The sequence below is a fragment of the Dyadobacter luticola genome (assembly GCF_005860805.1).
Taxonomy (GTDB): domain Bacteria; phylum Bacteroidota; class Bacteroidia; order Cytophagales; family Spirosomataceae; genus Dyadobacter; species Dyadobacter luticola.
This window is the reverse complement of sequence record NZ_VCEJ01000002.1, coordinates 1,695,577-1,709,048: the sequence shown is the minus strand read 5'-3', so window position 1 is coordinate 1,709,048 and position 13,472 is coordinate 1,695,577. Positions and strand designations below refer to the sequence as shown.

At 49.2% G+C, this 13,472-nt stretch carries 10 protein-coding genes; 8 read left to right on the top strand and 2 right to left on the bottom strand.

Annotated elements, in window-relative coordinates:
* Positions 1-111 precede the first annotated feature (111 nt).
* From FEN17_RS07170 to FEN17_RS07145, 6 genes are all read left to right on the top strand, one after another.
* Positions 112-1,470 carry a Gfo/Idh/MocA family protein gene (locus tag FEN17_RS07170; RefSeq protein WP_138364588.1) on the top strand — a complete coding sequence of 453 codons (1,359 nt, stop codon included), beginning with the start codon at positions 112-114 and terminating at the stop codon, positions 1,468-1,470.
* 95 nt (positions 1,471-1,565) lie between these two features.
* Positions 1,566-2,063 (top strand): GyrI-like domain-containing protein, encoded by a 498-nt coding sequence (locus FEN17_RS07165; protein WP_138364587.1) that lies wholly within the window; start codon positions 1,566-1,568, stop codon positions 2,061-2,063.
* A 101-nt stretch (positions 2,064-2,164) separates the two neighbouring features.
* Complete coding sequence (locus FEN17_RS07160; RefSeq protein WP_138364586.1) at positions 2,165-4,531, top strand: right-handed parallel beta-helix repeat-containing protein; 2,367 nt, start codon at positions 2,165-2,167, stop codon at positions 4,529-4,531.
* Positions 4,532-4,549: 18 nt separating this feature from the next.
* On the top strand, positions 4,550-7,075 hold the full coding sequence (locus FEN17_RS07155) for a glycosyl hydrolase family 95 catalytic domain-containing protein (protein WP_138364585.1): 2,526 nt from the start codon (positions 4,550-4,552) through the stop codon (positions 7,073-7,075).
* An 8-nt stretch (positions 7,076-7,083) separates the two neighbouring features.
* Complete coding sequence (locus tag FEN17_RS07150; RefSeq protein ID WP_229208719.1) at positions 7,084-9,510, top strand: alpha-L-rhamnosidase-related protein; 2,427 nt, start codon at positions 7,084-7,086, stop codon at positions 9,508-9,510.
* 8 nt (positions 9,511-9,518) lie between these two features.
* Positions 9,519-10,292, top strand: coding sequence for a 3-hydroxybutyrate dehydrogenase (locus tag FEN17_RS07145; RefSeq protein WP_138364584.1), 774 nt, complete (start codon positions 9,519-9,521; stop codon positions 10,290-10,292).
* A 9-nt stretch (positions 10,293-10,301) separates the two neighbouring features.
* Here FEN17_RS07145 and FEN17_RS07140 read toward each other — a convergent pair whose 3' ends face one another.
* Both FEN17_RS07140 and FEN17_RS07135 read right to left on the bottom strand, forming a co-directional pair.
* Complete coding sequence (locus FEN17_RS07140; protein WP_138364583.1) at positions 10,302-11,090, bottom strand: molybdopterin-dependent oxidoreductase; 789 nt, start codon at positions 11,088-11,090, stop codon at positions 10,302-10,304.
* Positions 11,090-11,836 (bottom strand): cytochrome b/b6 domain-containing protein, encoded by a 747-nt coding sequence (locus FEN17_RS07135; protein WP_171037859.1) that lies wholly within the window; start codon positions 11,834-11,836, stop codon positions 11,090-11,092. Before FEN17_RS07135 ends, FEN17_RS07140 begins: the two co-directional genes overlap by 1 nt.
* 256 nt (positions 11,837-12,092) lie before the next feature.
* Between FEN17_RS07135 and FEN17_RS07130 the strand changes: the two genes are divergently transcribed.
* Both FEN17_RS07130 and FEN17_RS07125 read left to right on the top strand, forming a co-directional pair.
* Positions 12,093-12,689, top strand: a complete 597-nt coding sequence (locus tag FEN17_RS07130) for an START domain-containing protein (RefSeq protein ID WP_229208718.1) — start codon at positions 12,093-12,095, stop codon at positions 12,687-12,689.
* A gap of 172 nt (positions 12,690-12,861) precedes the next feature.
* Complete coding sequence (locus FEN17_RS07125; RefSeq protein ID WP_138364581.1) at positions 12,862-13,464, top strand: GDSL-type esterase/lipase family protein; 603 nt, start codon at positions 12,862-12,864, stop codon at positions 13,462-13,464.
* Positions 13,465-13,472 lie beyond the last annotated feature (8 nt).

Sequence of the window (13,472 nt, the reverse complement as noted above, 5' to 3'; positions counted from 1 at the left end):
GACGAAGGAAACACCGGGCGACCGGTTGTTTCCTTTTTTGTTTTCGGGCAGGTAAAAGCATTGCCGGGGCACCTTCTAAATTTTACATTCAAAATCCTGACAAAAACTTCCATGCAAAATCGACGTGATTTTATAAAAAAAGCAGCAGCTGGCTCGCTGGGTGCAGCATTGGCTGGGCCGACACTCGGCGGCTTACCCACATTCAGTCCTAAAAGTTACAACCGTATCATCGGTGCCAACGATTTGATCCGCGTCGCGACGATCGGCGTCAACAGCCGCGGTAACGGCATGTCGGGCACATTTGCCAGCCAGAAAAATGCGGAGGTAGCTACTATCTGCGACGTGGACGAGCGCGCCATACCCAAAGCCATCGAAACCGTGATGAAAGCAAAGCAGGTAGCGACGCCGAAATCAGAAAAGGATTGCCGGAAAGTTTTGGAAGACAAAAACATCGACGCGATTTACATTGCGACGCCCGATCACTGGCACGCGCCACTGACAATTATGGGCTGCCAGGCAGGCAAGCATGTATATGTAGAAAAACCGCTGAGCCACAACCCAAGAGAAGGCGAAATGGCTGTGGAAGCCGCCAGAAAATATAAAAGAGTAGTACAAATGGGTGCCCAGCGTCGCTCTGCGCCAACATTGACCAAAGGCATCGAGGCGCTGCACCAGGGAATCATCGGCCGGGTGTACCTGGCCAAAACCTGGTATACCAACAAACGTAAAGCCACGTATCTGAAACCAGGCACCGTGCCGAGCTGGCTGGATTATGAGCTTTGGCAAGGTCCCGCTCCGCGTATGCCTTACAAAGATGGTTTGATACATTACGACTGGCACTGGTTCTGGCACTGGGGCACCGGCGAGGCGCTGAATAATGGTACCCATGAAGTAGACGTAGCGCGCTGGGGTTTGAATGTCGATTTCCCGACGCGCGTCAGCTCGGTAGGTGGTAGATATGAGTTTAAAGATGACTGGGAAACGCCTGACACGCAGATTATCACGATGGATTATCCGGGCAGGATTTCGTTAATGTGGGAGTCAAGAAGTTCAAATGGCCGCAAGATCGAGGGGGCGGACCGCGGGATTATTTTTTATGGGGAAAACGGCAGTTTGGACACCGGCGGCGACAACTATAAAGTGTACGACCTCGACGGCAAACTGACCAAAGAAGTAAAATCCGGCGAAGGAGAAGAAGTAATGCAGGGTCGCAACACCGCCAGCCCGAGCCTCGGGATGGACAATATGCACGTCGCTGACTTTCTGGACGCGATCAGAAACAACCGTAAGCCGAATTGCGACGTCGAGCTGGGCTTTAAAAGCGTGGTAGCAATGCAGCTCGGCAACATTGCCTGGCGCGTAGGCCGCGATCTGAAAATCGATCCGAAAAACGGACATATTATTGGGGATAAGGATGCGCAGAAGTTGTGGTCGCGGGAGTATGAAAAAGGCTGGGAGCCAAAGGTGTAGCTTGTCGCATTTTCCCGCCGAATTTGTCGCAATCGCACCCGCCCGGTGGAAATTTCACTTGTTAATTTTGATCATCAACAACATTAACAACACTTATGCTTTCTGAACCTAAAACTGAATTTCGCCCCGAAAGGCCTTATCTCGCGATCCGTAAAAAGGTGCACATGTTCGACATTCCGAATGCTTTGCCGCCGCTGATTCCCGAAGTGAAGCAGTGGATGGACCAAAGGAAGATTGAACCGGCGGGTTATGATTTTTTTCTGTATAAATCCATTGATCCGCAAAATGAACTTGAATGTGAAGCCGGTTTTCCGGTGGCGCGGGCGGTGGAAGGAGACGAATATGTGCAGGCTGGCGCATTTCCGGCTGGAAATTATGCGTCGCTCGTTTACACCGGCGATTTTAAATACATGATGGAGGCACACAAGGCGCTCGAAAGCTGGATTGAAGCGCAGGGCTTGAAGGAAAAACGGGAAACGATTGAAGGTACCGCTTGCTGGGGCAGCCGCACGGAGGTTTATCTGGTTGATCCGACCCTTGAACCAAATCCCGAAAAGTGGCAGACGGAGATTGTTTTTCAGCTCGAAGATTGATTTGATTTGGTGCGAGCGCTGAAATTTTTTTCCAAAAACATTAAATAATACGCGCATATTTGGCTTATAACAGCATCCCGACCCGGTTACCGTTGAAGCCAATGAAATGTTTCCTGCTCCGATTTGCCCAGTGCCGGCTTTTGGCAATACTGCTCACACTGCCTGCCACTGCATTTTCGGCCGACATTTATGTGTCGAAAACAGGAAGTGATCAAAATCCGGGGACGAAGGAAAAGCCGTTGGCAACCATTTCAGCCGCGCAAATCAAGATCAGAAATATCCATGAGCCGGTGACCGTATTCCTGCGGGCCGGCTCTTATTTTTTGTCCAAACCCATCATTTTCACGCCGCAAGATTCCCGTCGGGCGGGTCAGGAAGCTACTTTTAAAGCTTTTCCCGGCGAAAAAGTCGTGATTAGCGGGGCTGCTGAAATTCCTGTAAAATGGTCGGTTTATAAGGGTAACATTCAAAAAGCGACTGTCGCGGGCAATTTCCTTTTTGACCAACTTTTTATTGATGGTCAAAAGCTCCGGATGGCGCGGTATCCCAATTATGATTCTACCGCCAGCCACTTTGGCGGGTATGCCGCAGATGTACTTTCGCCGTCAAAAATCAAATCTTGGAAAAATCCCGAGGGCGCTTACATTCATGCGCTGCACAAGCATGAGTGGGGTGATTATCATTATGTTGTGAAAGGCAAAAGTGCCGATACCTTGCAGCTCGAAGGCGGTTATCAGAACAACCGGCAGATGGGGATGCATGATAAATACCGCTTCATCGAGAATGTGCTGGAAGAGCTGGACGCGCCGGGTGAGTGGTTTTTTGATAAAAAAACAAAAACGCTTTACCTATATCCGCCCGCCAACATTGACCTGAAAACGGCGAAAATACTTTCTCCCCAGATCAAACATCTTTTTGAATTCCGCGGGACAGCCACCAGTCCGGTCCGCAACATTCACCTCGAAGGCTTTGAGTTTGCTCATACGCTCCGCACTTTTATGGACACCAAAGAGCCGCTGCTAAGAAGCGACTGGGCGATTTACCGCGGCGGGGCGGTGGTTTTGGAAGGTACCGAGCAGGTTTCGGTCAATAGATGTTACTTCAACGCGGTCGGAGGAAATGGGGTGTTTTTCAGTAATTACAATAGAAAAAGCGAAGTTTCAGGTTGTCATTTTGATAACATTGGCGCCAGTGCGGTGTGCTTTGTGGGCGATCCTGCGGCGGTGCGCTCACCAAGTTTTGAATACCATGAATCGGTGGCTTATGAAAAACTGGACAAGACGCCGGGGCCGAAAACGAACAACTATCCTGCTGACTGTAAGGTATATGACAATCTGATGCAAGGCCTCGGGCAGGTGGAGAAGCAGGTGGCGGGCGTGCAGATTTCGATGAGCATGGACATTACCGTGAGCCACAACACGATTTACAACATTCCCCGCTCGGGCATCAATGTGAGCGAGGGTACCTGGGGCGGGCATATCATTGAGTTCAATGATGTTTTCAATACCGTGCAGGAAACCGGCGATCACGGCTCGTTCAATTCCTGGGGCCGCGACCGCTACTGGCACCCCGACCGCGAAGTGATGGACAAACTCGCCGCCGCGCATCCCGAACTCATTTTGCTGGACGCCGGAAAAACCATTATCATCCGCAACAACCGCTTCCGCTGCGACCACGGCTGGGACATTGATCTCGACGATGGCAGCAGTAACTATCACATTTACAACAATGTATGCCTCAATGGTGGCTTGAAATTGCGTGAAGGTTTCAAGCGGATTGTGGAGAACAACATTATGATCAATAATTCTTTTCACCCGCACGTCTGGTTTGCCGAAAGCGGGGATGTTTTCAGAAAGAACATTGTGACAAAACCTTATTTCCCGATTCAAATAAAATCATGGGGTGAAGAAGTGGACTATAATCTTTTTCCTGATCAAAATGGGCTTGAAAAGTCGCAGGCTAACAAAACCGATGCGCACAGCCTTGCTGGTGACCCGATGTTTGTGGATGCGGAGAGCGGAAATTATCAGGTAAAACCGGGTGGCCCGGCGCTGAAAGTCGGTTTTGTGAACTTTCCGATGGATCAGTTTGGCGTGGTATCTCCTGAATTAAAGGCCAAGGCTGCGAAGGTTCCGCTGCCGAAATTGAATGTGCTGGACGATGGACAAGCTGCGAAGGAAATCAGCTGGTTGGGTGGGAAATTGCGGAATGTGAATGGTTTGGGTGACCGCTCGGCTTATGGTTTGCCGGACGAAAAAGGGGTAGTGCTGGAAAACGCAGCCGAAAGCAGCATTCTGGCCCGCGCCGGTCTGAAAAAGGGCGACGTCATCCGCTCACTAAATAAACGCAACATTGATAATGTGACCGAATTGCTGGATGTTTTCCAGGAAGTGAACTGGATGGGCGAGGGGGAAATTGAATTTTTTAGAAACCAACAATTGGAAAAACGCGCTTTGCCTTTTAAATAAATACCTTAAATAAAAACGATGATCCTGTCTACAAAACGCTGTGTGCATGTGCTCGCGCTCGCCGCTATTTTTTTCATTTTTTCAAATCAAACCTTTGCCCAGCAGGGACTTAAACTTTGGTACAAGCAACCTGCCCGCAACTGGAATGAAGCTTTGCCGGTCGGGAATGGGCGGATCGGGGCGATGGTTTTCGGGCGTGTTAATGAGGAGCTGATTCAGTTGAATGAGGAATCACTTTGGTCGGGCGGGCCGGCGAATACTAATCCGAATCCGGGTGTCGCGAAATATCTGCCGGAAGTGCGCAAAGCCTTGGAAAATGAAGACTACAAACTGGCCGAGCAGCTGACGAGCAAGATACAAGGCTTATTTACAGAATCTTACGAGCCGCTGGGCGATTTGTCGATTAAACAGGATTTGAAGGGAACACCTAGTGCCTACCGTCGCGAGCTGGACATTTCGGATGCACTTTCAACTACCACATTCACCGTCGATGGCGTGGAATACAGCCGAGAGATTTTTATTTCTGCACCGGATCAAATCATGGTTATCAGGTTGAAAGCCGGTAAAAAAGGCGCGCTGAACTTTACAGCCTCTACGAATAGCCAACTGGTTTACAAGAATGTCGTGATCGCAAATGACCAGCTGGCGATGAAAGGCCAGGCGCCGCTGCACACCGATCCAAGCTATATGCAAACGATGGAAATTCCGCTGGTTTACAATGATCCGGCGCAATGCAAGGGGATGCGGTTTGAGTTGCGTTTAAAAGTGAAAGAGTCTGACGGTGAGGTGAAAACGGATACCGCTGGCGTACACATTACCAATGCCAGCGACGTCACGTTGCTGCTTTCTACCGCGACAAGTTTTAATGGTTTTGATAAATGTCCGGACAAGGATGGAAAAGATGAGGTAATGCTGGTGGAGCAATATCTGAAACCTGCGGTCGCGAAAAGTTTTGAGACATTGAAGGCGGACCATATCAAGGATTATCACCAGTTTTTCAACCGTACTACATTGGTTTTGAACGATAACCCTGCTGCGGACAAGCCGATGGACGAGCGCTTGAAAAATTATACGGAAGGCGCGAAAGATCCGGCCCTAGAAGCGCTTTATTTTCAGTTTGGCCGCTACCTGCTGATTTGCAGCTCACGTCCGGGCGGCATCCCGGCGAACTTGCAGGGTATCTGGAACCACGAGCTGCGTCCGCCTTGGAGCAGCAATTATACCACCAACATCAACACCCAGATGAATTACTGGATGGTGGAAACTGCGAATTTATCGGAACTGCACGGCCCGCTGTTGGATATTATCGGGAAAATGAAAGTGACCGGGACCGAAACCGCGAAGAATTTTTACAATGCAAAAGGCTGGGTTTTACACCATAACTCGGATATCTGGGCGACGACCAATCCCGTGAGCGGTAGTCCGTCGTGGGCTAACTGGCCGATGGGCGGCGCGTGGCTTTGCCAGCATTTGTGGGAACATTACCAGTTCACGGGCGACAAGGAATTTTTGACCAAAACTGCCTATCCGACGATGAAATCGGCCGCAGAATTCTGTATCGACTGGCTGATTCCGGATAAAAACGGCAACCTGGTAACTTCGCCCGCGACCACGCCGGAGAATGTTTTTATTGATTCAAAAGGAAACAAAGGCACCGTCTCGGTGGCGACTACGATGGATATGTCGATAATCTGGGACTTGTTTACAAACCTGATCGAGGCGTCGGAAAAGCTGGGTACGGATGCGGAATTCAGGAAATTATTGATCGAAAAAAGAAGCAAATTACTCCCGCTCCAAGTCGGCAAAAAAGGCAATTTGCAGGAATGGTACAAGGATTTTGACGAGGCGGAGCCTGAGCACCGGCACATTTCACATTTGTTTGGGTTATTTCCCGGGCGTCAGATTTCGCCGCTTTATTCACCCAAATTTGCACAGGCTGCGCGGAAAACGATGGAGCTGCGCGGCGACGGCGGTACAGGTTGGAGCAAGGGGTGGAAAATCAATGTCTGGGCGCGATTGCTGGATGGTAATCACGCCCACAAACTCATCCGCGAGCAGCTAAAACTGACCGGCATGGAGGGTACCAACTACACAAATGGCGGCGGTACTTACCCCAACCTTTTCGATGCACACCCGCCTTTCCAGATCGACGGAAACTTTGGCGGTACCTCGGGCGTCACCGAGATGCTGCTGCAAAGCCACGACGGCCTGCTCAATATTCTGGCGGCTTTGCCCGACGAGTGGGCGACCGGCGAAGTGAAAGGTTTGAAGGCAAGAGGCGGCTTTGAAGTGGATGTTACCTGGGCCAACAAGCAGATTACCAAGCTGATCGTGCGCTCAAAACTGGGAGGAAACTGCCGCGTCGCGGTGCCGAATGCTTTGAAAATTTCCAATAAAAAATCGTTGAAACCTGCTGCTGGCGAGAATACCAATGCGTTTTTCAAACTGCAACAACCAGGTGCGTATTCCGTGGTAATCCCCGGAAAGCAAATATTTGATCTGGCAACGGAAGCTGGTCAGGAGTATATTTTGGTTAAAAAATAAATGCTGAAATGATGGTCATCGCCCGCAGCTTTGTTGTGTTGCTTTTGCTGGGTTTCTGTTTATTTCAATGCAGGAAAAAAGCCGAAAATCAGGAAGGTTTTCAAAAGCTACTGACTGACGTCGAGCACATTAACGGAAAATCGGTTTACATGAACACGCCCTACATTACCGCTGGCGACCGGGTATACATGGTGGGTACGCAGGACGGGGCATTTCCGGAACTCGGCTGGCATGTGACGGGTGAAATGGGCGGGATCTGGGACCATCCGGTGAAGCTAATGGATGGTTTTGTGGCGACGGTAACCTCAGATAATCAGTCGGTTTGCCTCATGAAGGCGGATACTTTCACCAATTTTCCTTTTGCCAACAAGCATGTTTTTAAAACGGGTTTGAAAGACCTGGTGATCGAGCGGACGCAATTTGTACCTGATGGAAAAGAGGCCGTCGCGCTGGAATTTGCATTTACCAATACCGGGGAAACGGACCAGAAAATCACATTCGATTTCAATGGTTACAGCGACCTGCGGCCGGTATGGCTGGGCGAGCGGACAAATATGATTGATGGCCAGGACATTGCGAGCTGGGATGAAAGCAGCCAAAGCTGGATGGTAAAGGATAGTTTGAATGATTGGTACGTCACATTCGGTTCTAATATCAAACCTGAAAAACACGCGAAAGGCAGCATTTCATGTGATTATCGGCCTAAAGGAAAAGGTATTACGGCTTCGATCGGGTATTCGCTTGACATTCCGGCAGGCGAAACTGTCTTGCTGCCAATCACAATTTCGGGTTCTTATGTTTCTGCCGAAAAGGCAAAGGAGACATTTGCAGAAGTACAGAAGAATGCTGCTAAGTTGCTGGAAACCAAGAAACAGCGCTACGCAGCTTTGGCAGAGAAAACCAAGCTTGCGATCCCGGATAAAAATCTGGAACAAACATTCCGGTGGGTGAAATACGATACGGACTGGCTGATGCGCGATGTGCCGGCATTTGGCCGCGGCTTGTCGGCGGGCGCGCCGGATTATCCGTGGTGGTTTGGTGCGGATAGTGAATATGCATTGAGAGGTTTGATCGCGACGGGGCAGACGGAGGCGGTTTTGAGTACGATTGCGGTGCTGGATAAATTGTCTGAAAAGACCAACGGAAATGGCCGGATTGTGCACGAAGCTTCTACAAATGGTGCAGTTTACAATCCAGGCAACATCAACGAAACGCCGCAATTCGCATCTTTGATCGCGACGGTGTACTCGTGGACTGGCGACAAGAATTTTCTCAAAAAATATTTTCCCGTCATCAAAAAAGGGCTCGCGTGGCTGCTCAAAGAAAATGATAAGGATGGTAACCTGCTGCCGGACGGTTTTGGTATGATGGAAATCCACGGGATGAACAGCGAGATGACGGACGTGGCCGCCTACACGCAGAAAGCGTTTGCCGACGCTGCATTTCTGGCGGCGGAAATGGGTGATCAAACATTGGCAAAACAATATCAAAACAATGCTGATAAGCTCAGGACATTGATTAACAAAGATTTCTGGGTAGCGGAAAGTAATTCTTTTGCCGATTTTATCGGTACACCAAAGCAAGCGACAAGCCTGATCGACGATGCGATTGTTCGGGCCGATACATTGAAAAAGCCCTGGGCCGTAGCGGAATTGAAAGCTGCCAAAGCGGACATTATCAGTAAAAATCTTTCTGCAAAACAAGGTTTCGTGGTGCATCACAACTGGGTTGTCAACACCCCGATGGAAACCGGGATCGCTGATTCTGCGAAAGCATTGGCGGCATTGAAAACGGCTTCAAAATTTGTAAATCCTTTTGGCGCATTTGTTACCGGCATCGACCGCGATGAGTCGGCCGGGAAAGATGAAAGTTCGGTAGCGGGTAACAACAAGGTTTTCACTTATACCGGTGCGGTAATGACATTGCCGACGGGCGTTTTGGCCATTTCAGAAAACAACTACGGCCAGCCCGACGCCGCGCTGGGCTATTTGAAACGCATGACCAAATCATTCAGCTTCGCACTCCCCGGCTCGATCTACGAAGTTTCGCCCGACTACGGGATGATCGCGCAGGCATGGAATGTGTATAGCTACGCCGTGCCGATCGTGCAGCAATTTTTCGGCATTAAACCGCAGGCTTCGAAGCAAATGATCCGCTTCCAGCCCCAAATGCCTTCGGAATGGAATGAGGCGAGTTTGGAGAATGTGGTTGTGGGGGACAATGAGATTGATGTTGTTTTTAAAAAATCAGGCAGCTCGGAGCAGTGGAATTTGACGCAGACGAAAGAAAGCTGGAAGGTCTTAATTGCTTTTCCGAAGAATAAGTACAAAAACTGGCAGATCAACGGAAAGCCCGTGCAGCCGAAAACGGAAGGTTTGTTTAACATGCTGGAAGTGCATGGTAAAAATGTCGCTTTGTCCCTCGATCGTAACTGACCAATACCATGAAAGATAAAGTCCTCATTATCACCGGTGCCGCCTCGGGCATCGGGCTGGCAATCGCCTCGAAATTTGCGGAGCTTGGAGCGCGTGTGCTTTTGACCGATGTGAATGGTGCGAAGGCAGAGGAGCAGGCTTCGATTTTGCGAGAAAAAGGTTTTCAGGTGACCGGTAAGGAATGTAATGTGACCAGTGAGGAAGCATTGAAATCCGTGATTGATTTCGCTGAAAAAGAATATGGAAGGATTGACATTCTGATCAATAATGCGGGTTTGCAGCATGTTTCGCTGGTGGAGGATTTTCCGGTGGAGAAATTTGAATTAATGGTCAAAGTAATGCTGACGGCTCCATTTATGGCGATCAAGCATGTTTTTCCAATCATGAAAAAGCAGCATTCGGGATGTATCGTCAATATGGCTTCGATCAACGGGCTGATTGGTTTTGCAGGAAAAGCGGCGTATAACAGTGCCAAGCACGGACTGAACGGGTTGACGAAAGTGACTGCGCTTGAAGGGGCGGAGTGGGGGATCACGGTCAATGCGATTTGCCCCGGGTACGTGGATACGGCCCTGGTCAGGAACCAGTTCCGGGACCTCGCGAAAACGCGGAACATTACCGAAGACAAGATTTTGGAAGAAGTCATTTACCCGCTGGTGCCGCAGAAAAGGCTGATCACGACTGAGGAAATTGCCAACTGCGCGGTGTTTCTGTGCGGCGGCCAGGCGCCGGGCATTACCGGCCAGGCGATTGTGATTGATGGCGGGTATACGGTGCAGTAATTCAGGGTTTTACAAACCGGAGTAATAGTCATAACCCAGCCTTGCCCAGAAATCCGGCGGGCGCTCGTTGCTAAAAGAAATCGTCCCGATCCTTTTCAGATTTTTAATCCCGTATTTCACCGGGACAATCAGTCGCAGCGGCGCGCCATGCTCGATTGTGAGCGGCCGACCATTCATTTCGTAGGCCAGAATGGTTTGAGGATGCAGCGCGCTTTCCATATCCATTCCAATGTAATATTTCGAATTCGGCGTTTTCATGCCGACGTATTCCATTTTCGCCTGGTTATGAAGCTGATAATGCGCCATGAAATCTGCAAATTTCACGCCGCCCCAATGTTGTATCTGGTCCCAGCCTTCCACACATTTAAAGTCGAAAACGATCTCTGTTTTAGGAAGCTTTTTCAAATCATCCAATCTCAATTTCAGGATCTGGTCTTTGCTTTTTTGCACATTGAGCTCCCAGGTATCTGCATCAAAACCCTCTTTTTCAAGCCCGATCAGGCTATTGATCCGCACGTTTTTTACCGCCTCCGATTTAGGATAGGTTTTGACCAAATGATCATGACTAAAAAACTTCCGGAACAATGTTTCGTTTTTGTTCAACACATCGCGAAGTGGTTCTCTGGTAAAACCTGTGATTTTACGCGGCTCAATGTCAGCATGATACAACCATTTCCACCCGCCAACTGCTGCTGCGCCAACGGCAGCGAAAGTTGCGAATGACAGGAAATTCCGCCGGTTCAGCTTTCGGTCCAGCTTCTCTTCCTCGATTTCTTCGGCTGATTTCTGGTTTTCCATCAGGCTTCGGTTGGGTTATTTTCAGGTTCATCATCACAGCCAGCTGCGTCGGAATGCGGTGTTGGGTAAATGTTGGGCGTGTTAGTCGCAGACATTACCTGCACAATTTCAAACCCGGATATCACCGAGCGGAAATTGTTCCATCCGGCCAGCACGACCTGCACAATGTGGATCACAAAAAACAGCACATATCCGATTGTCAAAGCGAAATGCAGGATTCTCGCGAAATGATAACCTCCGCAAAGCGAGGTAATCCAGTGAAACTGCACCGGTTTGTAGATTGCAAGGCCAGTTACCAGCGAGCCGAAACCCATGATAATGATGGCGGTATAAGCGATCCTTTGTGCAGCATTGTATTTGTTTTGCGGGGGAAGTGTATTGCGGATATGGAGGTCGTGCAATACCACTTCCCAGGCTTCGCGGAAGGATTTCTTTTGTGGTACCAACTCGCGCCAGGCACCGGAGAAAACCGTGTAAAGGATATATAAAAGCCCATTTATGGCAAAAAACCACATAAAGAAAAAGTGGAATGCCATCCCCTCGGCAAGGTGCCGGCCCAGGTCAAAATATTTGTAAAATTCTTTTGGGAAAAACTTGAAGACCGTGTACCCGAAAATGCTGATCGTGTAAACGCCATTGGCCCAATAAATCAGCAGCCCGCTCCATATCATAATCGCCAGCACCGGAAAATTGACCCAGTGCGTCCAGCGCATCAGCAAAGCATGTTTTTCTTTGACTGTTTTCATGCTTCAATATACGCATTATCGGGGGCTGCGGGATGAAGTTGCCGTGAATTTATGGTCGCTGCAAAAAAGCGTAAAACTTAATTTCATTCGTTCCAGTTAATAACACCCTGGGGGTAACTTGGTTTTGAGTTGTCTTGAAAAGGAAAATCCTATCATTAACTGGACGGCGGGAGAGACCGCGATTATGTCTAAAAACTCCTGTTACAATCAATTTAAATTTTCCGGATTACTTTGTTGCTTTTTGCTTTTGCTGAGCTTGTCCGAAGCCTTCGCTCAGGATAATTGGAAGCTGGTTACCAAAAAAGAGGAAATTACGGTTTACTCGCAGGAAGTGCCGGGGTCTAAAATTAAGGCTTTGCGGGTCGAATGTGTGGTGGATGTGCCGCTGATGCAGGTGGCTGCGCTGCTGCTGGATGTGGAAGGTGGCACCGACTGGGTTTATAAAACCAAGAGCTGCACCATGATCCGCAAGGTTTCGCCGACGGAAATGTACTATCATTCGGAGATCGATTTGCCTTGGCCGTTGGATAACCGGGATTTTGTGGCTCATGTAAAAGCCTCGCAAAATCCTGTGAGCAAGGTTATTACCATTGAAGGGCCAGTCGTGAGCGGTATGGTGCCGGAGAAAAAAGGCATTGTCCGTGTCAGTGATTCAAAAGGACATTGGGTCGTCTCGCCTTTAAGCCCCGGAAAATCGAAAATCCAGTACTGGCTCCATACCGATCCTGGCGGCAGTATCCCGGCCTGGGCAGTTAATGCATTCGCAGCGGAAGGGCCGATCGAGTCTTTTAAGAAATTAAAGGAGCAGGTAAAACTTCCGAAGTACCGGAATGTGAAGTTTAGCTTTAAGTGACCCAAGCCTCTGAGAAGAGGCTTTATTTTTTTAATGGCATTTTAAAAAGAGGATCTGGTGTTTTTCGCCCGTGGAATAACTTTCTTAATAACCTGATAACATTAGGGTTGTAACTTTCATTTAAGATCCTGGTTTTTTTAAAACACAAACCGGGAAATAATCTCAGACAGGCATGAATTGGTACGAAGACGAGGTGCAACGTGTGGAAAAAGAGGCGGGTAAATTGGATTACCAGCCGGAGACGATCTTCTACGGAAGTTCGAGTATGACGCTTTGGAATACATTATATACGGATTTTGCGGATATCAAACCGGTAAATCTTGGGTTCGGCGGCTCCACGATCGCAGCCTGCGCCTGGTTTTTCGACCGCATCGTGGCGCCGGTCAATTCCGCCAAAACCATCGTGATCTATGCTGGCGACAATGACCTGGGCGATGGTTCCCAGCCTGAGGAGGTATGCCTTTTTTATCGGCAGCTCGTCGCCAGGATCCGGGACAAATTTGGGGATATACCTTGTTATTTTATCAGCATTAAACCCAGTTTGCAAAGGTGGGAGATCATTGCGCAGATCAAAATGACCAACCGGCTGATCCGCGAAGTGATTGACACGGACCCGAACCAGCATTATATCGATATTTTTCCCGGTATGCTGGACGAGCAGGGAGCTCCGTCTAAAAACCTTTTTGAGCAGGACGGCCTGCACCTGAGCCCGGCCGGATATGCGCTTTGGAAAAACGTGATCAGGGAAAGTTTGGGATTGACATTCAGCCACTAAGACTACCA

Coding starts and splice junctions, on each gene's coding strand:
- FEN17_RS07170 (WP_138364588.1), top strand. CDS start 112: ATGCAAAATCGACGTGATTTTATAAAAAAAGCAGCAGCTGGCTCGCTG.
- FEN17_RS07150 (WP_229208719.1), top strand. CDS start 7,084: ATGATGGTCATCGCCCGCAGCTTTGTTGTGTTGCTTTTGCTGGGTTTC.
- FEN17_RS07145 (WP_138364584.1), top strand. CDS start 9,519: ATGAAAGATAAAGTCCTCATTATCACCGGTGCCGCCTCGGGCATCGGG.
- FEN17_RS07125 (WP_138364581.1), top strand. CDS start 12,862: ATGAATTGGTACGAAGACGAGGTGCAACGTGTGGAAAAAGAGGCGGGT.
- FEN17_RS07160 (WP_138364586.1), top strand. CDS start 2,165: ATGAAATGTTTCCTGCTCCGATTTGCCCAGTGCCGGCTTTTGGCAATA.
- FEN17_RS07135 (WP_171037859.1), bottom strand. CDS start 11,836: ATGAAAACAGTCAAAGAAAAACATGCTTTGCTGATGCGCTGGACGCAC.
- FEN17_RS07165 (WP_138364587.1), top strand. CDS start 1,566: ATGCTTTCTGAACCTAAAACTGAATTTCGCCCCGAAAGGCCTTATCTC.
- FEN17_RS07140 (WP_138364583.1), bottom strand. CDS start 11,090: ATGGAAAACCAGAAATCAGCCGAAGAAATCGAGGAAGAGAAGCTGGAC.
- FEN17_RS07155 (WP_138364585.1), top strand. CDS start 4,550: ATGATCCTGTCTACAAAACGCTGTGTGCATGTGCTCGCGCTCGCCGCT.